Origin of the sequence: Micromonospora sp. NPDC005197, from assembly GCF_040608295.1 — a bacterium.
GTDB lineage: Bacteria > Actinomycetota > Actinomycetes > Mycobacteriales > Micromonosporaceae > Micromonospora.
Genome location: NZ_JBEXHY010000040.1, coordinates 24,255 through 48,490, shown reverse-complemented (window position 1 = coordinate 48,490; position 24,236 = coordinate 24,255). Strand labels below are relative to the sequence as shown.

Here is a 24,236-nt window from a genome sequence, read left to right as displayed (position 1 = left end):
CCCCGACCCCCCCCGCGAAACCAAAAAACTCCGCGCCCACCCGCCGGGGGCCTTGCGCCAAAACAACTTCATGATCGACGGTGGATCTGGAGGCCCGGGAGTCGTCTAGAAGCCCAGGGCCTGGGCTCGGCGCTTGACCTCGCGGGCCTGGTCGCCGGAGAGGGCCGCGGCCGGGGTGTTGCCGGGAAGCGTGTCGTCCGGCTCGTAGAGCCAGCGCAGCGCCGCCTCGTCGTCGTAGCCGTTGTCGGCGAGCAGGTTGAGCACGCCGGGCAGGTGCTTGAGAACTGTCTCGTTGGCCACCAGCTCCGCGGGTATCCGGCGGATGCCGTCGCGGCGGACCGCCAACAGCTCCCGGTCGCGGATCATCTGGTGCACCTTGCTGATCGACACGTCGAGCCGCTCGGCGACGTCGGGCAGGGCGAGCCAGCCCGCCGGGTCGGTGGGGCCGGCGAGCTCGGGGCCGGGTACGGCCTGGTCGGGTACGGATTCGGTCACCCGATCACCCTGCCACGCCGCGGCCGGCGAGGGCCACCGGCACCCCGCACGGCCAGTCCGCGCCCGCCGACGGGCACCGTCGGTGAGCAGCGGATCAGGGCCACCACCGAGGTGGCGATCACGACGGGACGGACCAGGGACGACTCCGGGCTGTAGCATCCTGTTCAACTCCCACCCCCTGGACACATAGACTCCCTGCCGATGGACACACAGGTCGCCGACACGTTGCTGGGCTCGCTGATCGACGGGCGCTACCGCATTCGCGGTCGCGTGGCCCGTGGCGGCATGGCGACCGTGTACACCGCCACCGACGAACGCCTCGAGCGCACCGTCGCAGTCAAGATCATCCACCCGACCCAGGCGCCCGAGGCTCGGGCCCGGATCGCCAACTTCGTGGCCCGGTTCACCGACGAGGCGAAGACCATCGCCCGGCTGACCCACCCGAACGTCGTCGCGGTCTACGACCAGGGCACCCACGCCGGTCTGCCGTATCTGGTGATGGAGTACGTCCGCGGCCGTACGCTGCGCGACGTGCTGGCTGAGCGACGCCGGCTCAACCCGGACGAGGTGCTGGCCATCGCCGAGCAGATGCTCGCCGCGATCGCCGCCGCGCACCGGGCCGGCCTCGTGCACCGCGATGTCAAACCGGAGAACGTGCTGGTCGCCGAGGCACCCACCGGCGGCGTCGCCAACCTGGTGGACAGCGTCGTCAAGGTGGCCGACTTCGGGTTGGCCCGCGCGGTCGAGGCCAGCGCCGACGAGGAGCAGGGCAACCAACTGATGGCCACCGTGGCGTACGTCGCCCCGGAGTTGGTCACCGAGGGTCGGGCCGACCCGCGCACCGACGTCTACTCCGCCGGCATCGTGCTGTTCGAGATGCTCACCGGCCGGGTGCCGTACGACGGGGACCGTCCGGTGGACGTGGCCTGGCAGCACGTCGACCGGGATGTGCCCGCGCCCTCGACGCTGGTGCCCGGCCTGCCGTCGGCCCTCGACGCTCTGGTCCAGCGGGCCACCCGGCGTGATCCCGCCGCCCGGCCCGCCGACGCCGGCGCGCTGCTGGCCGAGGTTCAGGTCGCCCGGGACCGCCTGGGTGACGTCAACAGCACCAGCACCGCCGTGCTGCGTCGGGTGACGGACGAGCCGCCGGTCTCCCAGCCGACCATGATGGTCGCCACGGTCCGCCCGGCCGAACGGCCGACCTGGGCCCGGCTGCCGGAGGGCGCCAGTCAGGGGCCGGGCCGGCGGCGGGCCGCACCGGAGCCGTCGGAGGGTCTGGGAGCCCGGCTCGCGGCGCTGCGCACCACGGTGCTGGGCAATCCGCAGGGCCGGCTGGCCGTCGCCGCCGTGGTGGTGACGCTGGGCCTGGTGGCCGCGCTGGGCGGCTGGTGGTTCGGTGTCGGCCGCTACACGTCCGCCCCGCAGCTGGTCAGCCTGAGCAAGACCGACGCGCAGGCCCAGGCCGAACGCGCCGGCCTGACCCTGGCGTACGGGGAGCCGCGCTACGACGAGAAGGCTCCGAAGGACAGCGTGCTCGGGCAGGACCCGGCCTCGGCCAGCAAGATCGTCAAGGGTGGCACGATCACCCTGACCCTCTCGCTGGGTCCGGAGCGCTTCCCGGTACCGGACGTGATCGGCAAGGAGTACGAGCTGGCCGAGGCCGATCTGGTCAACGTCAAACTGGTGGTGGCCAAGGGCACCCCCCGTTACGACGACACCCTGCCGGCCGGCGTCGTCCTGGACAGCTCCCCGAAGGTGGGGGCCGAGGTCAAGCCGGGCACGAAGATCACCCTCATCCTGAGCCGAGGCCGGGCGCCGGTGTCGGTGCCGAACCTGGTCGGCAAGAGCCTCACCGATGCGCGGGCCACCCTGAGCGGGCTTGGCCTGGTGCCGGTGGAGACCTTCAAGGACTCCGACAAACCCAAGGACGAGATTCTCAGCCAGAGTCCGGCCGACGGCGCGGGCGTGGAGAAGGGCACCCAGGTCAAGCTGGAGATCAGCAAGGGTCCGCCGCTGGTCGTCGTGCCCCGGGTGATCGACCTGCCCTGCCCGCAGGCCAAGCAGTTGCTGGAGAGCCAGGGCTACCCGGTGACCGTCGCGTTCAACCCGAACGCCACGGTCCGGATCCAGGCCCCGGGCGAGAATTCACAGGTGCCCCCGGGCACCCCGGTCACCATCACGTGTTTCTGATGCCGACGCTTCGTTCGCGGCCGGTGGGCGCGCACACTCCGACCTCCGGGGGGTTGGCGAAGGCCGCCCTGCCGTACGTCGACGCGACCGGCGCCGAGGCCGTGCAGGTGTACGTCTCCAACTCGCGAGGCTGGGCGCTACCTCCGGGTGACCCGGCGCAGGACGCGCTGTTCCGCGAGGGCTGCGCCGAGCGGGGCATCCCCGCGTTCATCCACGCCTCGCTGCTGGTCAACCTGGGCTCACCCACGCCGGCCACGGTCGAGAAGTCGGCGCAGACGCTGGCGCACGCGCTGCGCCGGGGTGTGGCGATCGGCGCGCGGGCGGTGGTGTTCCACGCCGGCAGCGCGGTCGACGAGGGGTACGCCGAGGCGGCGATGCGGCAGGTCCGTCGGGAGCTGTTGCCCCTGCTCGACTGGGCCGCCGAGGCCGGTGGGCCGATGCTGCTGGTCGAGCCGAGCGCCGGTGGCGGCCGCTCGCTCGCCTCCCGCGTGGAGCAGCTCGGGCCCTACCTCGACACGGTGGACCGGCATCCCATGCTCGGGGTCTGCTTCGACACCTGCCACGCCTGGGCCGCCGGTCACGACCTGGCCGCCGAGGGCGGGATGACCGCGACCCTGGACACGCTGGTGGCCACCGTGGGGCCCGACCGGTTGCGGCTGGTGCACGCCAACGACTCGAAGGATCTGTGCGGCTCGACCCGGGACCGGCACGAGAACATCGGCAAGGGCACCATCGGCGAGCCGGCCTTTGCGGAGCTGATGGCCCATCCGGCCACCGCCGGTGTCCCCGTGGTGGTGGAAACCCCCAGCGAGAAGCAGCTCGGCCACACCGCCGACATAGCAACCCTCAACCGCCTGAACCCCTAACCCCCCACCCGCACCCCACCCGGCCCCGGGCCCTCCGGGGTGATCAAGAGCTTTGCGTCAGAATCCGGTCTCCGGATGACGCAAAGCTCTTGATCAACAAGGGGTGGGTCAGGCGGCCAGGATCTTGGTCAGGGCGGTGGCCGCTCGGTCGATCGCGGTGTCGTCGACGCCCAGGTGGGTGACCAGGCGGGCGGTACGGGGGCCGAGCACCGAGACCAGTACGCCCTCCGCGCGTGCGGCGGCGGCCAGAGCGCGGGCGTCCAGCGCGTGCTTGGTCAGGTCCAGCGGGACGAGGTTGGTGCGGACCGCTGTGGCGAGCACCCCGAACGGCGCGACCGCCTCGGCGAGCCGGGCCGCCCTCGCGTGGTCCTCGGCCAGCCGGTCGACGTGGTGCGCGAGGGCGTACCGGCCGGCGGCGGCGAGGATGCCGGCCTGGCGCATGCCGCCGCCCATCCGCTTGCGGATCAGCCGGGCCCGTTCGATCTTCTCCGCGCTGCCCACCACCAGCGAGCCGACCGGCGCGCCGAGCCCCTTGGAGAGGCAGACGGACAGCGTGTCGAAGAGCCGGCCGTACTCGGTCAGGGGCACCCCGTCGGCGACGTGCGCGTGCCAGATCCGGGCGCCGTCGCAGTGCAGCGCCACCCCCGCGTCGTCGGCGACACCGCGCAGCTCCCGCAGGGTGGCCAGCGGGATAACCCCGCCACCGCCCCGGTTGTGGGTCTGCTCGACGGCGATCGCGCGGGTGGGCACGGCGAAGTAGCCGTCCAGACGGATCATCCGGGCGACCAGCTCCGGGTCGATGTCCGCGCCGACAGCGGGCCAGGTCCGCGAGGAGATCCCGCCGTACGCGGCCGCGGCGCCGATCTCGTACGTGACGAGGTGCGCGTCGGCGTCGCAGAGCAGCTCGTCGCCGGGCGACACCAGCAGTTGCAGGGCGATCTGGTTGGCCATCGACCCACTCGGGGCGAAGAGCGCCGCCTCGTGCCCGAACAGCGCGGCGACCTCCGCCTCCAGCGCGTTCACGGTGGGATCCTCGCCGTAGACGTCGTCACCGACCTCGGCGGCGGCCATCGCCTCCCGCATCCCGGCGGTCGGCCGGGTCACCGTGTCGGAACGCAGGTCCACGAACGCGTCAGCCATGATCATCCCTTCGTCCGTCGACTGCGGGGCCCGCGTCAGCCACGCAGCATCTCCGCCACGAGGAAGGCCAGCTCCAGCGACTGCTGGGTGTTCAGCCGAGGATCGCAGGCGGTCTCGTACCGGTCGGGCAGGTCGAGGTCCTCGATGCCCTGGGCGCCGCCGAGACACTCGGTGACGTCCTCACCGGTCAACTCGACGTGCAGGCCGCCGGGGTGGGTGTCCAGGCCACGGTGCACCTCGAAGTAGCCGAGCACCTCGTCGACGATCCGGTCGAAGTGCCGGGTCTTGTAGCCGTTGGACGACTCGTGGGTGTTGCCGTGCATCGGGTCGCACTGCCAGACCACCTTGGCGCCGGAGGCCGTGACCTTGGCCACGATCGGCGGCAGGGCGTCGCGGACCCGGTGGTTGCCCATCCGGCTGATCAGGGTGAGCCGGCCGGGGATGTTGTCCGGGTTGAGCTTCTCGCACAGCTCGATCGCCTCGTCCGGGGACGTGGTCGGGCCGAGCTTGACGCCGATCGGGTTGGCGATCCGGGAGATGAAGTCGATGTGCGCGCCGGTGATCTGCCGGGTGCGCTCGCCGACCCAGAGGAAGTGCCCGGACAGCCCGTACGCCCGGCGGTCGGAGACCCGGGTGAGCGCCCGGTCGTACTCCAGGGCGAGGGCCTCGTGGGAGCAGTAGAGGGTGACGGTCCGCAGCGCCTCGTCGTCGGTCATCCCGCAGGCCCGGATGAAGGCCAGCGCCCGGTCGATCTCCCGGGCGATCGCCTCGTAGCGCTCCCCCGCCGGGGAGGTCTTCACGAAGCCCTTGTTCCAGTCGTGCACCGCGTGCAGGTCGGCGAGCCCACCGGCGAGGTACGCCCGCAGCATGTTCATCGCGGCGGCCGAGTTGGCGTACGCCCGGATCATGCGCTGCGGGTCGGCGACGCGGGCGGCCGGGTCGGCCTCCAGCGAGTTGATCATGTCGCCGCGGTAGGCGGGCAGGCCACGCGCGTCGGTGGGCAGCGAGCGGGGCTTGGTGTACTGGCCGGCGACCCGGGCGACCTTGACCACCGGCAGCGACGCGCCGTAGGTGAGCACGATCGCCATCTGGAGCAGGGTGCGGGCGTTGGCCAGCAGGTGGCTCTCTGTGTTGTCGACGAAGGTCTCGGCGCAGTCACCGCCCTGGAGCAGGAACGCCTTGCCCTCGCAGACCAGGGCCAGCTTCTGCCGGAGCTGGTCCACCTCGTAGGGCGCGACGACCGACGGCACGGTGTCGAGCACCTTGCAGACCTCGGCGACGGCGGCCGGATCGGACCACGGTGGGGTCTGCTCGCGGGGCAGCTCCCGCCAGCGGTCCAGACCGAGGGCGGCGTCCTCGGCGGAGTCGACTGTCGGACGGCTGGTCTGCAGGCCCGGGCTGCCTACCGCGGGATGGCTCAGCTGATGCCACTCATGGCGCATGAGAGAAAGCGTACGGCGACCGTGGGCGTACCCGAGCGGCGAGGGGGACGGTTCCGGCAGATGGGAGATCAATCCCACCGATGTCGGTCAGTCAGGACACCGGTGAGGCGCCGACCCCGTTCGGCGACGGGCTGGCGGCGGGGTTACCGCCCGGCGCCTCCCCGGCGATGCACCAGTCGCCGCCGTCGCGGGTGACGGTGAACACCAGCGGGCGGGTGACCTTGCTCTTTCCGGCGGTGACCGAGACCGAGACGCTGACCTCCTGGCCGCGCGGGCCGGACCGGACGTCGGTGATGGCCGCCTCGGGCACCTCGAAGTGGTCGGCGAAGTCGCCGTTCGGGCCGGTGGCGGCCAGGTCGAACCCTTCGTGCAGCAGCTCGCAGAGCTGGCTGCGGCCGGCGGCGACGTCCTTGGCGGTCATCGCGTCGAGGTACGCCTGCACGCGCTCGCGGGACCGGGTGCCGGCCTCCTCGGCGGGGGCACGCTCGGGCTTGGCGGTCGACTCGCCCTCGTCACCGCCGCCGATCCCGCAGCCGACCAGGGCGGCCGGGAGCAGCACCAGCCCGGTGGCGGCCGCCGCCAGCCTGCGGTGGATCGGGCGCATGACCACCTCCGTCGACGGGGAATCGAGACGTGCCGAGCCGCGAGTCTGCCACATCGGGCCCGACCTGCCCAAGGCCGGCGGCCCGGCCGACCCGCCTAAGGCCGACGGCCCGGCCGACCCGCCCCACGCCGGCGGCCCGGCCGACGCTGGGCGTCGACCGGGCCGGTACGGCACGGGCGGGGAGAGGCGGTGCGGGCCCCTCCCCGCCGTGTGGGTGGTGCGTCGACCGTCGGCTCAGCCGAGGCCGCCCTTGATGGCGCCGATGAGCTCGCCGTTGCTGGTGTCGCCGGAGAGCTCCCAGAAGAACGCGCCACCGAGGCCCTGGTTGTTCGCGTACGTCATCTTGCCGTTGATGGTCGACGGGGTGTCGTAGCTCCACCAGTTGCTGCCGCACTTGGCGTACGCGGTGCCGGCGATCGTGCCGGTGGCCGGGCAGGTGTTCTTGAGGACCTTGTAGTCCTCGATGCCCGCCTCGTAGGTGCCCGGCGCCGCGCCGGTGGCGCTGCCGCCCGGCGCGGCCTGCGTGACGCCCGTCCAGCCCCGACCGTAGAAGCCGATGCCGAGCAGCAGCTTGTTGGCCGGGATGCCCTTGCTCTTGAGCTTCTGGATCGCCGCGTCGGAGTTGAAGCCCTGCTGCGGAATGCCGGTGTACGAGGTGAGCGGCGAGTGCGGCGCCGTCGGGCCCTGGGCGTTGAAGGCGCCGAAGTAGTCGTACGTCATCGGCATGAGCCAGTTGAGGTTGCCGATGGCACCGGCGTAGTCGGTGGCGTCGATCTTGCCGCCGTTGCTGCCGTCCGCGGTGATCGCGGCGGTGACCAGGGCGCTGGACCCGAACTTCGACCGCAGGGCGCCGATCACGTTCTTGAACGCGTTGGGGCCGCTGGTGTCACAGGTCAGGCCGCAGGCGTTCGGGTACTCCCAGTCGACGTCGATGCCGTCGAAGACGTCCGCCCAGCGCGGGTCCTCGACCAGGTTGTAGCAGCTCTCGGCGAACGCGGCCGGGTTCTGGGCGGCCTGGGTGAAGCCGCCGGACCAGGTCCAGCCGCCGAACGACCAGATCACCTTGAGGTGCGGGTTCAGCTGCTTGAGCTTGCGCAGCTGGTTGAAGCTGCCGCGCAGCGGCTGGTCCCAGGTGTCGGCGACGCCGTCCACGCTCTCCGCCGCCGTGTACGCCTTGTCGTAGTCGGCGTAGCTGTCACCGATGGTGCAGCGACCGCCCGTGGTGTTGCCGAAGGCGTACAGGATGTGGGTCAGCTTGGCGGCCGAGCCGCTGGTCTGGATGTTCTTGACGTGGTAGTTGCGGCCGTAGACGCCCCACTCGGCGAAGTAGCCGACGACCTTCTTGCCGCCCGTGTTCGGCGGGGTGGTGGTCGGGGGCGCCGTGGTGGGCGGAGCGGTGGTGGGCGGCGCCGTGGTGGGTGGGGCCGTGGTGGGCGGCGCGGTGGTGGTCGGCGGGGTGGTCGGGGTGCCACCGCCGCACGGTGCGCCGTTGACGGTGCAGTTCAGCGGCGCCTTGTAGGCGCCGGTGCCGTTGTAGCCCCAGCTGAACGAGGCGCCGGGCGCGAGGCTGCCGGCCCAGCTCTTCTTGACGGCGACGTAGTGGTTGCCGCTGCTCGTGACGTCGGCGTCCCACGCGCTGCTGATGGTGGTGCCTGACGGCAGGTCGAACTCGATGCGCCAGGTGGCGACCGTGGCGCTGGAGCCGTTGGTCACGGTCACCTTCGTCTCGTGACCGGTCCCCCAGTCCTGCGCCTTGGCGAACGTGGTGGTGACCGAGCCGGCACCGAACGCGGTCGTCATCGGCACCGCCGCGACGGTCACGGCGACCACGGCACCGGCCCAGAGGGCCCGGCGGAGCGATCTTTTCATAAGGCGTCTCCCGAACTGTTAGGAAACTTTCCAAAAGAGATGGTGAGACGGTACTCACGCCGTCATCAGTTCGTCAAGATGTCCATGTTTCGATTTCTTCTGGTGCGTGGACTGCGCCCGCACCGAGCCGCCGGTCAGCGGTCGGGGGTCGCGGGCCGGCGCGTAGCCTCGGGCCCATGACCGTCTTCGACATCCCGATCGACGCCCTCAGCGGCGGGCCCGCCGACCTCGCCCAGTACCGGGGCCGGGCGCTGCTGGTGGTCAACGTCGCCTCCCGGTGCGGCCTCACCCCGCAGTACGCCGGCCTCCAGACCCTCGCCGACACCTACGCCGAGCGTGGCCTGGTGGTGCTGGGCGTGCCGTGCAACCAGTTCGCCGGGCAGGAGCCGGGCACCGCCGCCGAGATCAGCGACTTCTGCCAGGTCAACTACGGGGTGACTTTTCCGCTGACCGAGAAGGTCGACGTGAACGGGCCCGACCGGCACCCGCTCTACGCCGCGCTGGTGGACACTCCGGACGCCGACGGACACACCGGGGACGTCCGCTGGAACTTCGAGAAGTTCCTGGTGACCCCGGACGGCACGGTCGCCGCCCGCTTCGCCCCCACGGTCGAACCCGACTCCGAAGACCTCCGCGCGGCGATCGAAAAAACCCTCCCCACCCCCGCCTGACCCCACCCACCTCCCACCCCCCTGACCCGCCCGCGGTGATCAAGAGGTTTGCGTCAGCGGGGAGCCTCCACCTGACGCAAACCTCTTGATCACCAGGTGCGGGGGGTCGGCGGCGTCGCACGGACCGACCACCGTCGGGTGGCACATTTCCGCGGGGCCGGTCAGCGACGGGCGTGCGCAGTACGTTGTGCAGAACCGGCTCGCGGCGCAGCCAGGCGTCCGCGCCGGCACACGCCGGCCGGCCGCGCAGCCGCTCGGCGTCGGTCAACCGGAATAACCCACCGTGCCGGTCGGGAATGCGTCGTGGGTGGACGAAGTTGGGAAGAAGCATGACAACTGTGGGACTGATCGGCAGCGGCCACATCGGCGGCACGGTGGCCCGGCTGGCGGTGGCCGCCGGCTACGACGTGGTACTGAGCAACTCGCGCGGGCCGGAGACGCTCACCGACCTGGTCGACGAGCTGGGCGAGCGGGCCAGCGCCGCCACGGCGCAGGACGCGGCGCAGGTCGGCGACCTGGTGGTGGTCAGCGTGCCACTCAAGGCGTACCGGGCGGTGCCCGCGCAGCCGCTGGCCGGCAAGGTCGTCATCGACACCAACAACTACTACCCGGAGCGTGACGGCGCCTTCCCGGAGTTGGACGCCGGCAAGATCACCAGCAGCGAACTCCTCCAGCGGCACCTACCGGACTCGCGGGTCGTCAAGGTCTTCAACAACATCTACTTCAAGGCCCTCGCCGAGCTCCCCCGGCCGTCCGGGGCGGCCGACCGCAGCGCGCTCGCGATCGCCGGTGACGACGCCGCCGCGAAGGCCGAGGTGACCGCCTTCCTGGACCGGATCGGTTATGACGCGGTCGATGTCGGCCCGCTCGCCGAGGGGTGGCGTTACCAGCCGGACACCCCGGCGTACGGCTTGCCCTACTCCGCCACGCCGACCGACTGGCAGCGCCCCGCACCGGCTGACGCCGAGAAGCTGCGCGCCGCGCTGGCCGCCGCCACCCGCTGAGCACCGCCGCCGTCCTGGGACGACCGCCTACCGGGTGGCCGTTTCCAGGGCGGCGGCGAGTTCGTCGTCGTAGCTGGCGATGGGCTGGCCGTCCACGGCGTACGCGACGAGTCGGCCCTGCGCCATGCTCGCCGACCGGAACGAGAACGTCCGCGTACCGGGGTAGGCCGCCAGCAGGGGAATGTCCCGGGGCGCTCCCCCCCGGGGCGGAGTAGTACGCCAGCCGGGCCACCTGCGCGGAGACCACACCGTTGACCCGGACCTTCGTCTTCTCCGCCCGGGTGCCGAAGGTGACCGGCGCGTCGGTGGCATAGGCGGCGCACTCGGCCGGGCTTCGACAGACGAAGAAATACCGCGGATTGACGACGTCGCCGAGGGCGTACGCCTTGAACGTCGGGTCCGCTCCTGCGGGCAGCGGTTGCACGGCGAAGAAGGCGAGTGCCACCGCGGCCGAGACGCCCACCCGCAGCCAGGCCCGGCCGGCGGCGGATCGCCGGTTGCTCCGGGCGGTCGCGACCGCGACACCACCGAAGCCGGCCAGGCACAGCAGGCACACGCCGACGGCACGGGCGTTCTCGAACAGGAACTGCACGCCCGGCCGCGTCGACACCGGGCCGAGGACCGCGCCCAGCGAGACGACCATGGCGGCGAGCAACGCGGCACCGGCCACCCGCTGGGTGATGCCGGACGCGCCGACCAGCAGCATCGCGGCGAGCACCGGCCACACCTGATGGTGGGTCCAGGACACCGGGGACGCGGCCACCGTGGCGCAGCCGACGAGGACCGCCGCGTGCCCGGGGCGGCCCTGCCCGGCCAACTGCCGGGCGCGCAGGAGCGCCGCCCCGCAGATCACCGCCACCAGCCCGGCCCAGAGCACGGGCAGCGCCCCCTCGTCGACCCCGAGGCGCAACAGCATCCCGTGCACCGACTGGTTGCCCAGCGAGGCCAGGTTGCCGATCCGCGAGGTCTGCCGGACCGCCTGGGTCCAGTAAGTCCAGCTCTCGCCGGGCAGCACGACCGCCACCAGCCCGGCACAGGCTCCGCGCGTCGCCACCGCGCGGCCGGCGTCGCGGTAGCGCCCGGTCGCGAGGAAGTACGCGACGAACAGCAGCGGGGTCAGCTTGATCGCCGCGGCCACCCCGACGAGCACCCCGCGCAGCCGGGGTGGGACGACGCCCATCCCGTCCAGCAATGCCAGCAACACGATGAAAATGCTGACCTGCCCGAAACGCAGGTTGCTCTGCACCGGCGCCGAGAGCATCAGCACCGTGGCGGCCACCGCGACGAGCAGCGGGCGGTGCGACCGATCGGTGCTCAGCGCGACGCCGACCAGGCCGGCGATGGCGACGACCGCCGCGCACGTCGCCACCAGCCAGACGCCCTGGAGTACGCCCTCGCTGACGGCGGTGATCGGGCCCAGCACCAGGGCTGCGAACGGCGGATAGGTGAACGGCCCGCCGTTTCGGGCGCGGTACTCGTACAGCGGCCGGCCGGCGTGCAGATCGGACAGTGCGCCGTAGTAGATGTGCAGGTCGCTGAGCCGGTCGCCGCGCCTGAGCACGAGCACACAGGACACCAGCGCGACGACGCCGAACGCCGCCCACGCCAGCGCCACCCGGCGATCCCGCATCGCCCGAGAATAGGCGAACGCAAGGCCGAGCGAAGGTCCCGTCGACCGTTGGCCGCGCAGTCCAACGCCGACGAGCACGACCTCGACCGTCTGGCACAGGCGCTATTTCTGGAATAGCACCGACGCGACGTCCGCCACGATTCCGAGAGCCCAGTCCAACTGCGGACAATCGTGATGACCTTGACACTCCAGGCAGCCGCCTGTCTGCCAGGGCCGATCACGCGCTCGGGACCAGTGCGCGTCGAGGACCCGCTCCGCCATGAAGAGTTCGGTCGCCCTGGACACCGGCTCGTCGATCGCCATCGTCCGCACCTTTCCCGAGGTCACGAGATGCCAGCCCTGGAGGGCGGAGGCCATGCGTCGCGCCCTCCAGGGTGGATGGATCGAAAACCTCGGGGTGCTGAAGTCCAGAAGCGTCCGACCGCTGTCTCACTGTAGTCATGTTCTCACTGTGCTCAGTCGAGTCGCGTCGTCACTTGTCCTGCCCAGGTCCCGGCTGGAAGCATGATCTTCGCTGAAGTCCAGGAGAGCCGATCATGCCTACCAGGCCACCGCACTACCTTCGCGTCGCCGACGACATCGCGCGCAGAATCAACTCCGGGGAGTACCCGCCCGGCCATCAACTGCCCTCGGTCTCGGAAATTGGCGAGATCTACAACGTGGCACGGTCGACCGCCTACCGGGCCGTACGCGAACTGCACCAACGAAACCTGGTCTACGGCCAACAGGGGCAGGGCGTCTTCGTCGCCGAAGCGGAGTAGTCGGCTGCGAGGGTCCGACCGCGTCTGCCCTCGGAAGAACGGGGACCACGCGCCAGGCGTGCGTCCCTAGCATCGGTGGATGGAAGCGACGGGCACACCGGCGTACGACGCTCACGCGGACTGGTACGAGGGCTTCATCTCGGGCGGTGGCGACTATCTCCGGAGGGTGCACGCGACCGTGGCCGACCTGCTCGGCACGGGTGCGGGGCCCTGCCTCGACATCTGCTGCGGCACCGGCGCGCACGCGTCCGTGCCTGGCGACCTGGGCTGGACACCGGTGGGTGTGGACCTGTCCGGCGGGCAGTTGCGGCACGCGCGCGGGCGACTGCCGGCGGCCCGGGGGGACGCGACCGCCCTGCCGATCGCCGACGCCTCACTGCCCGCCGCGATGTGCGTCCTGTCCAGCACCGACGTGCCCGACTACCCGGGCGTGCTGCGTGAGGTCGGCCGGGTGCTGCGCCCGGGCGGGCGGTTCGTGCACGTGGGCGTGCACCCGTGCTTCGTGGGCGCGTTCGCCGACTGGGGCCGGCGCCCGAGCGTCGTCGTCGACGAGCGCTACGCGGACCGGTCACGCAGCTTCGACAGCTGGAACACCGACGGCGTCCGGGTCCGGGTCGGCGCCTGGCACGTGCCGCTCGCCGACCTGCTCAACGCGACAGTGGCCGCCGGCCTCCGACCGGTCCGGTTCGTCGAGTCCACCTCTCTAGGCGTGCCGGACCTGTTCGGCTTCCTCGCGGTGCGGTAGCGGCACCAACCCCGCGTCCAGAGTCGGGATCTCCCTCGCGAAGCGGCAAGATCGCCCTCGAACCTGGATGTCAACACTGTTGCGTTAGGGCTGTGGCCGGCGGGGTCAACCCGTGCTGGATAACAAGACTCTTGGTAGATCAAGCCCCGGCGATCATGGAATTGTGGTGCCTGCCTTGGCAGGGTACGGGCGTTTTGTGGCCCACCACAACTCCATGATCGGCGAGGCAGTGCCGGTCGACGAACAGCCGTTCCGCCAAACGCAACGGTGTTGACCTGGATGTAGTGGCATCCTCCCGACGCGAGACCACTACATCCTGGATCGAGCACGATCTCGCGGGCAGCGATCTCGCGGACAGCGCGGCACGGACAGCGCGGCACGGGCAACGCGGCACGGGCAACGCGGCACGGGCAACGCGGCACGGGCAACGCGGCAGAAGAAACATTGCACGCAAAACTTGCGCCGGAGTCCCATACACGGGACTCTGTCCGTGGGTTGCCGCCCGCTCACCGAACGTGCCTTCCGGAGGCGATATGCACACGCTCCGTACCACGTCCCGCCGACTGCTGGCCGGCGCTGGCGCGCTCCTGCTCGGCACCGCCCTCGCCGCCGCCGCTGCGGGCCCGGCCAGCGCGGACACCGTCGGATACGTCCGGCTCGCCCACCTCTCACCCGACACCCCGGCCGTCGACGTCTACCTGGCCGCCCCCGACGCCGCGAAGCCGCGAGTGTTCCCGGGCGTCGGCTACGGCGTGGTCTCCGACTACCTCCAGCTCCCTCCGGGCCGGTACGCGGTGGCGATGCGCGAGGCCGGCACGCCCGCCAGCGAGCCGCCGGTGCTCACCACCGAGGTAGCGGTGACCAGTGGTGGCGCGTACACGGTGGCCGGTGTCGGTCGGCACGCCGACCTGGGGCTGCGGGTGCTCACCGACGATCTGAGCGCTCCCAGGCAGGGCCGGGCCAAGGTGCGCGTCGTGCAGGCGTCGGTGCGGACGCCCGTCCTCGACGTGGCCGCCGCCGACGGGCCGACGATCGCCGACGGCGTGCAGTTCGCCACCACCACGGACTACCAGCAGGTCGAGCCGGGCACCTGGAAGCTGCGACTCACCGGCGCGGGCGGCCCGAGCACCGACGCGGAGGTGCGGCTCACCGGCGGAGCGGTCTACTCGCTGCTGGTGCTCGACGACAAGCAGGGCGGGCTCACGGCCGAGCTGCGCCGCGACGCCGAGGGCGGCACTGTCGTACCGGCCGGCGGTGTGGACACCGGCGCGGGCGGCACGTCCGACGCAGGGTTCGGCGCGTACCCCCTGGTGGCCGGCGGGTTGGCCGCGGCGGCCGGCGCGGCGAGCCTGCTCCTGTGGCGCCGGCGGCGGCGCACGACCTGGTGAGCATCGGGCCCGCCGCCGCGATCCGACGCCACCGCGACCGCCGGGCGCCGCTGGCCGCGCTGGTCGCGGCCGGCGCGGCGGTCTGCCTGGCCGCCGGCACCGGGGTCGGGCTGGCGACGACCGGCCCGCCGCCGCCGGCCGCGAGCTGGCACCCCGGCTGCGCCGACGGCTGCCCGTCCGTGGCCGCGCCGCCGCGACCACAGGGTCCACCCACGCGGGTACGCGTGCCGCGCATCGACGTCGACTCGGCGCTCACGGTGCTGGGCCTGGACCGCGCCGGCGTCCTCGTTCCGCCGACCGAGTTCGACACGGCCGGCTGGTACGGCGGCGGCCCGGCACCCGGCGACACCGGCCCGGCCGTGCTCGCCGGGCATCTGGACTCGCGCAGCGGCCCGGCGGTCTTCGCCCGGCTCGATGAGCTGCGTCCGGGTGACCGGGTCCAGGTGTGGCGCGGCGGGCGGTGGCTGTCGTTCCGGGTGACCGGGTCGCTGCGTACCCGCAAGGACCGGTTCCCGACGGCCGTGGTCTACGGCCCGACGCCCGGGGCGGAGCTGCGTCTCGTCACCTGCGGGGGCGACTTCGACCGGCGGCGCGGGCACTACCGGGACAACGTGGTGGTGTTCGCGGTCGCCGACGGCTGATCAACTCGGCTTGCGGGATGTCGGGGTGTCCGGCTCGGCCCGATGCCCCGGATTCCCGGATCCCGAGTCGATCACCGCCTGGCGGGGCCGGCGTCAGACCGGGCGGGCCGGCGTCAGACCGGGCGGCGGCCGGCGAAGCCGCACTCGGCGCGGTGGTACCAGCGCACGTCGGAGTCGCCCTCCAGCCAGCACCAGAGCACCGCACGGCCGGCCCGCTCGCCGGGGAAGTCGAGCAGCACCGGCGCGATGCCCTTGACCTGGATCTCGTGCTGGTGCAGCTCCTCGACGACGGCGTGCAGCCGGGCCTCCAGCCCCTTCACCTCGGCCAGCCCGCCGAGCGCGCTGACGCCGTGGTCGGCCAGGTCGACGCGCAGCTCGGCGAGGTCGGCGCGGAGCCGGATCAGCTCGTCGACACGCGGCTGCAGGGTGGCCACCAGGTGCCGGGCCTGGGCGAGTGTGAACACGTCGCCAGTATGCGGCACATGCCGGGTCGCGCATGCCCCCGCGAGTCGCGCGACATGTCGGTCGGCGGTACGGGCCGCTCGGCGATCGTCAGTCGGCCTGGGCGGCCAGTTCGCGGGCGCGGTCCCGGGCGGCCTCCAGCGCGGCGAGCAGCGCCGCGCGTACGCCGTGCTTCTCCAGCTCGCGGATCGCGGAGATGGTGGTGCCGGCCGGCGACGTGACCGCCTCGCGCAGCTTGACCGGGTGCTCGCCGGAGTCGCGCAGCATCACGGCGGAGCCGATCGCGGTCTGCACGATCAGCTCGTGCGCCACCTGCCGGGGCAGTCCGAGCAGGATCCCGGCGTCGATCATGGCTTCGACCAGCAGGTAGAAGTAGGCCGGGCCGGAGCCGGAGAGCGCCGTGACCGCGTCCTGCTGGGACTCGGGCACCCGGATCGTCTGGCCGAGGGGCTTGAACATCTCCTCGGCCAGGGCGAGGTGTTCCCCGGTGGCGTACGCGCCCGCCGAGATGGCCGTCATCGCCTGGTCGACCAGCGCCGGGGTGTTGGTCATGACGCGGACCACCGGGGTGCCGTCGGGCAGTCGGCGGTTGAAGAAGCTGGTGGGCAGGCCGGCGCAGAGCGAGATGACCAGCTTGTCGGCGGGCACCTTGGGGCCGATCTCGTCCAGCAGCGCGGCGGCGTCCTGTGGCTTGACCGAGACCGCGAGCACGGCCGCCTCGTCGACGGCGGCCAGGTTGTCGACCACCCGGACGCCGTAGCGGGCGGTCAACTCCTCGGCGCGGGCCGGTCGGCGGGCGGTGGCGAGCAGCCGCTCCACCGGCCATCCGGAGCGCAGCAGCCCGGAGAGCATCAGCTCACCGATCTTGCCCGCGCCGATCACCGCGACCGTGTGCACCTCGGCTGACATCTCGGCCGTACCCCCTCGCGTCGGGTCGCGGCGTGGCGGGCGGTGGGCCCGATACGCCGCCGAACGTCGGGTCGCGGCGCGGCCGGCCCCGTGGCCCGCCGCGCCGCCTACCGTCGATCAGCTGCCGAAGAAGACCTCGGCCTCGGCGTACCGCTCCAGCGGCACGGTCTTCAGCTCGCGGGTGGCCTCCGCGAGGGGCACCCGGACGATGTCGGTGCTCTGCATCGCGACCATCTTGCCCCAGTCGCCGTCGTTGACCGCGTCGATGGCCTGCAGGCCCAGACGGGTGGCGAGCACCCGGTCGAAGGCGGTCGGGGTGCCACCGCGCTGGATGTGGCCCAGCACCACGGTGCGGGCCTCCTTGCCGGTCTTGGCCTCCAGCTGCTCGGCCAGCCACTGGCCGATGCCGCCGAGGCGGACGTGGCCGAACGAGTCCAGCTCCTGGTTGGCGAGCACCATCTGACCGTCGAGCGGCTGGGCGCCCTCGGCGACTACGACGATCGGGGCGTACTGGTGCTGGAAGCGCTTCTCGACGTAGCCGGCGACCTGGTCGACGTCGAACTGCCGCTCGGGCAGCAGGATCACGTTGGCGCCGCCGGCCAGGCCGGCGTGCAGGGCGATCCAGCCGGCGTGCCGGCCCATCACCTCGACGACCAGGGTGCGGTGGTGGCTCTCCGCGGTGGTGTGCAGCCGATCGATGGCCTCCATCGCGATGTTGACCGCGGTGTCGAAGCCGAAGGTGTAGTCGGTGGCGCCGAGGTCGTTGTCGATCGTCTTCGGCACGCCGACGACGTGCACGCCCAGCTCGTAGAGCTTGGTGGCCACGCCGAGGGTGTCCTCGCCGCCGATCGCGATCAGCGCGTCCACGCCCTGGCTGGCGAGGTTGTCCTTGATCCGCTCGACGCCGTTCTCGATCTTGAACGGGTTGGTCCGGGACGAACCGAGGATGGTGCCGCCACGGGGCAGGATGCCGCGGACGTCCGCGATGCCCAGGGGACGGGACAGACCCTCCAGCGGGCCCTTCCAACCGTCCCGGAAGCCCACGAACTCGTGACCGTAGGTGGCGACGCCCTTGCGGACCACCGCCCGGATGACCGCGTTGAGACCTGGGCAGTCGCCGCCGCCGGTGAGCACGCCGATACGCATGATCCGCTCATCCTCCTGGAGCATCAGGTAAAGCCCGATATGCCCCAGGTATGTGTCAAGTCAGACCATCGGCGCCATTGCCGGCCCGGGGCGGGCCGTCACTGCGAACTGTAGTCGGCCTACCTGCGCGACGACAGCGCGCCCCGGGGGCGGCGGGTCAGTAGGTCACCTCGCGGTTCTCGCCGGTCGCCGGCGGGTGGCCGGTGACGGCGGCCTTCGCGAACCCGAGCAGATTGACCACGGTGCTGCTCGGCGAGTCCCAGTACTCGGCGGAGCTGGCGTGCACCTTGATCAGCGTCAGGCCGGGCGTGTCCAGCCCGTCCGGGAACCAGGTCCTGAGCACCGGGTTCCACAGCCGCCGGGCGCGCTCGGCGTCGAAGCCCTCATTGGCGGTGCCCGAGACCGACACCCAGGCGTTGTGCTTCTGGTCCGAGAAGGCGACGTTGACCTCCGGGTTCACCCGGATCTGGCGCACCTTGGCGGAGTCTGCGTAGGCGAAGAACCACAGGTCGCCGTCGAACTCGGCTTCCTGCAGCCCCATCGGCCGGCTCACCTGCCGCCCGTCCAGCGCGATCGTGGTGAGCATGCAGATCCGTGCGGCGCGGACCAGCTCGGTGACCCGCGTCCGGGCCTCGGCGACGCTGGTCGGATCGTTGCTCATGGCAGTCTCCCTCGGCTCGACTGGTCGAACCGTTGCCCGGGACAGAACCGGTCAAACCTGCAAAGGTACGACGACCGGTCAGCGTGCCGTCATCGCCCGCCAACGGGCCAGGTTGTGCCGGGCGTCGACCAGGGCGTCGTGCCGGGCCGCGTCCGCGTCCGGCAGGGTCGGCCGGCCCCGGTCGTCCCAGAGCTGCCGCAGGTCCTTGGTGAACCGGGGGATCTCCCGGGGCAGCGCCGGCATCGCCCCCCAGAGCTGGGCGAGGACCACATGGTCGTACGCCGCGTACCAGGCCCACAGCTCCAGCTGCTCCCCCGGCCGGTCCCGAACCGGCTCCATGAGGAAGTCGTACAGGTCGTCACGGATGCGCTCCCGCGAACGCCAGGCCCGGTCCGCCGGAGACGGCAGCCGGTCCAGCACGTTGCGCCGGACCCAGGGCACGGCACGGGAGTCGTCGAACTCGGTGGAGACCGCGTAGAACTCGCGGCCGTACTCGTCGACGACGCCGATCGACACGAGGTCGACGATCCGGCCGTCCTCGATGAACTCGCAGTCGTAGAAATAGCGGTAGACCATTCCGGCCATCCTCGCCCACGGCCGGCCGGCGGCGCCCGGCGGGGCCCGGGTGCGACCCACGGCCGGTCCGTCGCGGACCAGCGCCGACCTGCGACCGGGAGCCGGCGCAGGGAGTACGCCGCAGCTCGCGACGGTCACGGAAGTGCTTCGAGGGGTGTACAGCAAGCGACCGGACCGTCATGATCTGATGTGTACCGCTACCGGACGCCGAATCGGTGTCAGTTCACCTTGTCAGGGCCATCAGGTTCACCCGGTGAGCGATTGTGTGGTCCATGACCGGGAGGGGTTGGGCCGTGGAGATGCGCCTGCCGGAGCCGGGTGACGCGCTCACGGGTGTCGAGATGTTCGCCGGGTTGGAGCCCGAGGTGCGCCAGCGCGTCATCGCGGCCGCCGTCCCGCGCACCTACCGCAAGGGTCAGTTGCTCTTCGTGGAGAACGACCCGGGCGAGTCGCTGATCGTGCTGCGCCGCGGCGCGGTCGCCGTCTTCCGCACCGCGCCGACCGGCGAGCGGGCGGTGCTGTCGGTGATCCGTCCGCCGGACGTGCTCGGCGAGGTCTCCCTGCTCGACGCCTCCACCCGGTCCGCGTCGGCCGAGGCCATCGAGGACTGCGCGGCGCTCGCGCTCTCCCGGGGCGCGTTCATGGAACTGGTGCACTCCAATCCGCGCATCCTGGACGCGGTGATGCGCTCGCTGGGCGGCCTGATCCGTCGGCTCACCGAGCAGAACGCCGACCACGTCTTCCTCGACCTGCCCGGCCGGGTCGCCAAGACACTGGTCCGGCTGGCCGGCGAGAGCCAGGCCCCGATGATCACGATCGAGCTCAACCAGAGCCAGCTCGCCGAGATGGCCGGCGGTTCCCGGCAGAGCGTCAACCAGGCCATCGGCTCCTTCGCCAGCCGGGGCTGGCTGCGGACCGAGGGGCGCCGGATCGTGGTCACCGACGTGGCCGCGCTGCGCCGCCGCGCCGGCATGAACGACCGCTGAGTGCGCCGCCGCGGTGCCGGCATGAACGACCGCTGAGCCGCACCTCCGCCGCACCGGCCTGAACGACCGCTGAGCCGCGTCGACGGGCCGCGCACCTCGACACGACACGGCCGGGTCACCCGTGGGCGGCCCGGCCGTGTCGTCGCGTCACCGACGCGTGGTTCAGACTCCGGAGCTGCCCGGGCCGGCCCACTTGTCCGGGCCCTTGCCGTCGCCGCCCGGGCCGTGGGACTGCTCGCTGACGATGCCCTCGGCCTGGAGCGTGGCGAGCGTGGCGGCGTCGACGTCCACCGACTCGCCCGCGGAGTGGTTGACCCCGTTGCCGTCGGTCCAGTCGCTCTCCAGCTTGACGTACACCATTGACCTGTCCCCCTCTGGTCGCTGATCGAAGATGTGGCGGACTGAATGTAGTCCGTCGGACCCTTGGTGGACTGTCCACAAGCCAACAGGCCGGTACCTGACAGCCGCGCGGGCGGTGATACTCCCTGTGACGGGACGACGGGGGGCGTCGGCCCGGATCGCCATGGAGGGTGTGTCATCGCCGCGCAGTGTGGGCGCTGTGGACGCACGGCCGCCGACGGTGACCGCTTCTGCGGTGGCTGCGGTGCCGAGCTCGGTGCCGTCTGCCCGCACTGCCTGCGCCCCCTCGCCTCGGACGTCACGTTCTGCACGTCGTGCGGGTCGCCCCGGCCGGGCGCGGACCGGCCGGTCGCCGTCGCGCCGCAGGAGGATCGCCGCCGGGTGAGCGTGCTCTTCGTCGACCTCATCGACTTCACCCCGTACGTCGAGCGGGCCGACCCGGAGCAGGTCCGCGGCATGCAGACCGGCTTCTTCTCCGCGGCCCGCCGGGTCGTCGGCCAGTACGGCGGGGTGGTGGAGAAGTACATCGGCGACGCGGTGATGGCACTGTTCGGCGCCCCGATCGCCACCGAGACCGACGCGCTGCGCTGCGTCCGGGCCGGGCTGGAGCTGCAACGGGTGCTCACCCGGTTCGCGCCGACCGGCAGCACCGAGATGCGGTTCCGGGTGGGGGTGGCCACCGGGGAGGCCCTTGTCGACGTGGCGGCCGCCCGCGACGGCGGGCAGGCGATCGTGGCCGGCGACGTGGTGAACACCGCCTCCCGGATGCAGTCGGTCGCACCACCGGGCGGGGTGCTGGTGTGCGGCACCACGCACGCGCTGACCAGGGACACGATCCGCTACGAGGAGCAGCCCCCGGTCACTTTGCGCGGCCGGTCGTCGCCGACCGAGGTGTGGCTCGCGCTGTCGCCGCTGCGCCGCCTGCCGACCGACCGGGAGCCGGACACCACGCCGCTGGTCGACCGCGAGCACGAGCTGGGCATGCTGGTCAACGCCCTGCACCGGTCGCTGCGCGACCGGCTGCCGCAGGTGGTGACGATCTTCGGCCGGGCCGGCATCGGCAAGAGCCGGCTGCTGCGCGAGCTGTACCGGCACACGGGCCGGCTGGTCGACGAGCCGCTGACGTGGCGGACGGGGCGCTGCCCGCCGTTCGGGGAGAACGTCACGTTCGCCGCGCTGGCCGACATCGTCAAGACCGAGGCCGGCATCCTGGACACCGACCCGGCCGCCAGTGCGGCGCAGCGGCTGGCCGCCGCCGTGAGCGAGCTGATCGGTCCGGGCGAGCGGGACCGGGTGGTGGACGCCCTGCGCCCGCTGGTCGGGCTGCCCGGCACGCCGCTGCCGGCGGAGGAGGCCGAGTCGTCGTGGCGACGGTTCCTGCTGGCGTTGGCCGCCCGCCGCCCCACCGTGCTGGTCTTCGAGGACCTGCACTGGGCCGACGACGCGATGCTGCGCTTCGTGGAACTGCTCGGGGCGGCGGCCCGCGAGGCGCCGCTGCTGCTGCTCTGCACCGCCCGCCCGGAACTGGTCGACCGGGACCCGAGCTGGGCCGGGACCATCACCGGCTCGGTAACCATCACCCTGCCGCCGCTGCGCGACACCGGCATCGCCGCCCTGTACGCGCACCTGTTCGGCCAGGCGGCGTTCTCCGCCGACATGCTGACCCCGCTCATCGAGGTGGCCGGCGGCAACCCGCTCTACGCGCACGAGTACGTCCGGATGCTCATCGAACAGGGCGCGCTGCGCCAGTCCGGGCGGGGCTGGTCGCTGGACAAGCAGCTCGAACTGACCATGCCGGAGAGCGTGCACGCGGTGATCGCCAACCGGGTGGACCTGCTGGACGCCAAGGACCGCTCGGTGCTGCTGGCGGCCTCGGTGGTCGGGGTGCAGTTCTGGCCGGGCGCGGTGGCCGCCGCGCTGGGGCAGCCGGTCGAGTCGGTCGAGCGTGCGCTGCGCCGGCTGGAGCAGCGCGACTTCGTGCACGAGCAGGCCGCGTCAACGATGGCGGGGCAGGCGGAGTTCCGGTTCCGGCACGTGCTGGTGCGCGACGTCTGCTACCAGCGGCTGCCGCGCACCGAGCGGGTGGCCCGGCACGAGCGGGCCGCGGACTGGCTCGACGCGCTGTCGCACAGCCGCGACACCGACCTGGCGGAGGTGCTCGCCCACCACCGCTGGGCGGCCCACGAGATCGCCCGCTCGCTCGGTATGCCGGTCCGCCGGTACGCGGGGCCGGCGCGGCAGGCGCTGCACCGGGCGGCCCGCCGGGCGTACGCCCTGCACGGGCTGGACGCGGCGGCGAGCCACGCGGGTCGGGCGCTGGGCCTGGCCGACGACAGCGACCCGGTGGGGCGGCTCCAACTGGAGCTGCTCAGCACGGAGATCTCGTTCTACCGCGACGGCAACGCGTTCCTCTCCGGCGGCGGACCGGAGCAGGTGCACGCGCTGGCGGACCGGCTGTCGGCGCACGGCGACGACGCGTGCGCCGCACGGGCGTGGACGCTGCTCGGTCAGGCGGCCTGGCTGCGCGCCGACCGGGGCGACGCCCTGGCCTGCCTGGATCGCGCGGTCCAGTTGTTCGAGCCGTTGCCGGACAGCCCGCAGAAGGCCGACGCGTACGCCGAGCTGGGCCGCCTGCACATGCTCAACTACGAGCGCGACCCGGCCGTGTCGGCGGCGGACACCGCGGCGGAGATCGCGGAGCGGCTGGGCCTGACCGAGACGCGCACCAACGCGCGGATCACCGCGGCCACCGCCCGCTACCAGGCCGGTGACCGGGTCGGCCTGGACGAGCTGCACGCGATCGTCGAGTTCGGCCGCGCCGGTCAGCTGCTCGCGCTGCCCCGGGCCACCCAGAACCTGGCCTGGGCCATCCGCGAGGAGGGCGACTGGCTGCGCTCGAACGCCCTGCTCTCGGCCGCGCCGGCGCGTACGGCCAGCGGCCAGACGCTGACCACCAGCTATTCGGCGGAGGCGATGCGGGCCTGGTTCGAGGGTGACTTCGGCCGGTTGCTCGCCGCGGCGGAGGCGTTCGTGGACACGCCGACCGGCAGCTGGGACATGCAGGTACGGGGGTTGCGCTGCTGTCTGCTGGTGCTCCGCGACGACGAGGATCCGGCCGACCTGGCCGACGCGCTGACCACCGCGCGGCGCAGCGGCTTCCACCGCCTGCGGTGGACGATGCTGAGCATGGCGGCGCTGTGCCGGGCACTGCAGGGCCGCGACGCCGAGGCGGCGGAGCTGATCGACGAGCTGGACCGGTCCTGGTCGGCGGTGCCGGCGCTGGCCAGCGGGGAGTGGATCGCCGCCGCCGCGTACGCCGCCGCCCTGGCCGGGCGGGACACCGCCGTGCGGGTCCGGGCGATGCTGGACCGGGTCGGGCATCGCACGCCGTGGTCGGAGGCGGCGCTGCGGACGGTGACGGCGGCGGTGGCGGCGGCCGACGGCGACCACCGGCGGGCGGCCGAGCTGCACCTGGCCGCCGCCGAGACGTACGGGCGGATCCCGGACGTCAGCGACCGGGTGCTGGCGCTGGCGCTGGCGGCGGCGGAGCTGACCCGCGCCGGCGACCCGGCGGGCGCCCGGGAGCCGCGAGCCGAGGTCCGCACGTTCGCGCTGCGCAACGACGCCCCGGGCCTGCTGGCGCTGGCCGGCCGGCCGATCAGCCCGACCGGGCCGGCGGTCGCGTGTTGA

21 protein-coding genes and 2 pseudogenes are annotated in these 24,236 nt (G+C 72.5%); 10 read left to right on the top strand and 13 right to left on the bottom strand.

What is annotated here, in order from left to right; translation table 11 throughout:
* Positions 1–105: 105 nt before the first annotated feature.
* Positions 106–495 (bottom strand): Rv2175c family DNA-binding protein, encoded by a 390-nt coding sequence (locus ABZU46_RS15985; protein WP_354858258.1) that lies wholly within the window; start codon positions 493–495, stop codon positions 106–108.
* Between the two features lie 201 nt (positions 496–696).
* Here ABZU46_RS15985 and pknB point away from each other — a divergent pair, with 201 nt between their 5' ends.
* Both pknB and ABZU46_RS15975 read left to right on the top strand, forming a co-directional pair.
* Positions 697–2,685, top strand: coding sequence for a Stk1 family PASTA domain-containing Ser/Thr kinase (pknB, locus tag ABZU46_RS15980; protein WP_354858255.1), 1,989 nt, complete (start codon positions 697–699; stop codon positions 2,683–2,685).
* Positions 2,685–3,551 carry a deoxyribonuclease IV gene (locus ABZU46_RS15975; protein ID WP_354858253.1) on the top strand — a complete coding sequence of 289 codons (867 nt, stop codon included), beginning with the start codon at positions 2,685–2,687 and terminating at the stop codon, positions 3,549–3,551. The genes pknB and ABZU46_RS15975 overlap by 1 nt, the downstream gene beginning before the upstream one ends.
* Positions 3,552–3,659: 108 nt before the next feature.
* Here the strand turns inward: ABZU46_RS15975 and ABZU46_RS15970 are convergent, their stop codons facing one another.
* The 4 genes from ABZU46_RS15970 to ABZU46_RS15955 form a co-directional block, all read right to left on the bottom strand.
* Entirely contained in the window at positions 3,660–4,691 is a 1,032-nt protein-coding gene (locus tag ABZU46_RS15970) for a GntG family PLP-dependent aldolase (protein ID WP_354858251.1), read from the bottom strand.
* Between the two features lie 35 nt (positions 4,692–4,726).
* Entirely contained in the window at positions 4,727–6,133 is a 1,407-nt protein-coding gene (locus tag ABZU46_RS15965) for a class II 3-deoxy-7-phosphoheptulonate synthase (RefSeq protein ID WP_354858250.1), read from the bottom strand.
* A 91-nt stretch (positions 6,134–6,224) separates the two neighbouring features.
* Positions 6,225–6,737 (bottom strand): nuclear transport factor 2 family protein, encoded by a 513-nt coding sequence (locus ABZU46_RS15960; RefSeq protein WP_354858247.1) that lies wholly within the window; start codon positions 6,735–6,737, stop codon positions 6,225–6,227.
* A gap of 234 nt (positions 6,738–6,971) precedes the next feature.
* Entirely contained in the window at positions 6,972–8,606 is a 1,635-nt protein-coding gene (locus ABZU46_RS15955) for a glycosyl hydrolase family 18 protein (RefSeq protein WP_354858245.1), read from the bottom strand.
* A 176-nt stretch (positions 8,607–8,782) separates the two neighbouring features.
* Here ABZU46_RS15955 and ABZU46_RS15950 point away from each other — a divergent pair, with 176 nt between their 5' ends.
* Together ABZU46_RS15950 and ABZU46_RS15945 are read left to right on the top strand one after the other, a co-directional pair.
* On the top strand, positions 8,783–9,277 hold the full coding sequence (locus ABZU46_RS15950) for a glutathione peroxidase (RefSeq protein WP_354858242.1): 495 nt from the start codon (positions 8,783–8,785) through the stop codon (positions 9,275–9,277).
* Positions 9,278–9,606: 329 nt separating this feature from the next.
* Positions 9,607–10,281, top strand: a complete 675-nt coding sequence (locus ABZU46_RS15945; RefSeq protein WP_354858240.1) for an NAD(P)-binding domain-containing protein — start codon at positions 9,607–9,609, stop codon at positions 10,279–10,281.
* A gap of 760 nt (positions 10,282–11,041) precedes the next feature.
* Here ABZU46_RS15945 and ABZU46_RS15940 read toward each other — a convergent pair.
* Positions 11,042–11,911: pseudogene (locus ABZU46_RS15940) on the bottom strand (glycosyltransferase 87 family protein); the annotation flags it as partial.
* 102 nt (positions 11,912–12,013) lie between these two features.
* On the bottom strand, positions 12,014–12,214 hold the full coding sequence (locus ABZU46_RS15935) for a hypothetical protein (RefSeq protein WP_354858238.1): 201 nt from the start codon (positions 12,212–12,214) through the stop codon (positions 12,014–12,016).
* A gap of 233 nt (positions 12,215–12,447) precedes the next feature.
* Here ABZU46_RS15935 and ABZU46_RS15930 point away from each other — a divergent pair, with 233 nt between their 5' ends.
* From ABZU46_RS15930 to ABZU46_RS15915, 4 genes are all read left to right on the top strand, one after another.
* Complete coding sequence (locus ABZU46_RS15930) at positions 12,448–12,672, top strand: GntR family transcriptional regulator (protein ID WP_354858235.1); 225 nt, start codon at positions 12,448–12,450, stop codon at positions 12,670–12,672.
* A gap of 79 nt (positions 12,673–12,751) precedes the next feature.
* Positions 12,752–13,417, top strand: coding sequence for a methyltransferase domain-containing protein (locus ABZU46_RS15925; RefSeq protein WP_354858233.1), 666 nt, complete (start codon positions 12,752–12,754; stop codon positions 13,415–13,417).
* A gap of 533 nt (positions 13,418–13,950) precedes the next feature.
* Positions 13,951–14,805, top strand: coding sequence for a DUF4397 domain-containing protein (locus ABZU46_RS15920; RefSeq protein WP_354858231.1), 855 nt, complete (start codon positions 13,951–13,953; stop codon positions 14,803–14,805).
* Positions 14,775–15,446, top strand: a complete 672-nt coding sequence (locus tag ABZU46_RS15915) for a class F sortase (protein ID WP_354858228.1) — start codon at positions 14,775–14,777, stop codon at positions 15,444–15,446. Before ABZU46_RS15920 ends, ABZU46_RS15915 begins: the two co-directional genes overlap by 31 nt.
* 113 nt (positions 15,447–15,559) lie before the next feature.
* Here the strand turns inward: ABZU46_RS15915 and ABZU46_RS15910 are convergent, their stop codons facing one another.
* The 5 genes and pseudogenes from ABZU46_RS15910 to ABZU46_RS15890 all read right to left on the bottom strand — a co-directional run.
* Entirely contained in the window at positions 15,560–15,910 is a 351-nt protein-coding gene (locus ABZU46_RS15910; protein WP_234586913.1) for a DUF2203 domain-containing protein, read from the bottom strand.
* An 88-nt stretch (positions 15,911–15,998) separates the two neighbouring features.
* A complete protein-coding gene (gene proC / locus ABZU46_RS15905) occupies positions 15,999–16,817 on the bottom strand; it encodes a pyrroline-5-carboxylate reductase (protein WP_354858227.1) in 819 nt (272 codons plus the stop codon).
* A gap of 117 nt (positions 16,818–16,934) precedes the next feature.
* Positions 16,935–17,963 (bottom strand): 6-phosphofructokinase, encoded by a 1,029-nt coding sequence (locus tag ABZU46_RS15900; protein ID WP_354858266.1) that lies wholly within the window; start codon positions 17,961–17,963, stop codon positions 16,935–16,937.
* Between the two features lie 157 nt (positions 17,964–18,120).
* Entirely contained in the window at positions 18,121–18,624 is a 504-nt protein-coding gene (locus ABZU46_RS15895; RefSeq protein ID WP_354858226.1) for a pyridoxamine 5'-phosphate oxidase family protein, read from the bottom strand.
* A 54-nt stretch (positions 18,625–18,678) separates the two neighbouring features.
* A pseudogene (locus tag ABZU46_RS15890) lies at positions 18,679–19,200 on the bottom strand (polyadenylate-specific 3'-exoribonuclease AS); the annotation flags it as partial.
* A 293-nt stretch (positions 19,201–19,493) separates the two neighbouring features.
* On the opposite strand from ABZU46_RS15890, the gene ABZU46_RS15885 reads away from it, so the two are divergent.
* Positions 19,494–20,186 carry a Crp/Fnr family transcriptional regulator gene (locus ABZU46_RS15885; protein ID WP_007463121.1) on the top strand — a complete coding sequence of 231 codons (693 nt, stop codon included), beginning with the start codon at positions 19,494–19,496 and terminating at the stop codon, positions 20,184–20,186.
* A 162-nt stretch (positions 20,187–20,348) separates the two neighbouring features.
* Here the strand turns inward: ABZU46_RS15885 and ABZU46_RS15880 are convergent, their stop codons facing one another.
* Entirely contained in the window at positions 20,349–20,546 is a 198-nt protein-coding gene (locus ABZU46_RS15880) for a hypothetical protein (protein WP_354858223.1), read from the bottom strand.
* Between the two features lie 66 nt (positions 20,547–20,612).
* On the opposite strand from ABZU46_RS15880, the gene ABZU46_RS15875 reads away from it, so the two are divergent.
* On the top strand, positions 20,613–24,236 hold the full coding sequence (locus tag ABZU46_RS15875) for an adenylate/guanylate cyclase domain-containing protein (RefSeq protein ID WP_354858222.1): 3,624 nt from the start codon (positions 20,613–20,615) through the stop codon (positions 24,234–24,236).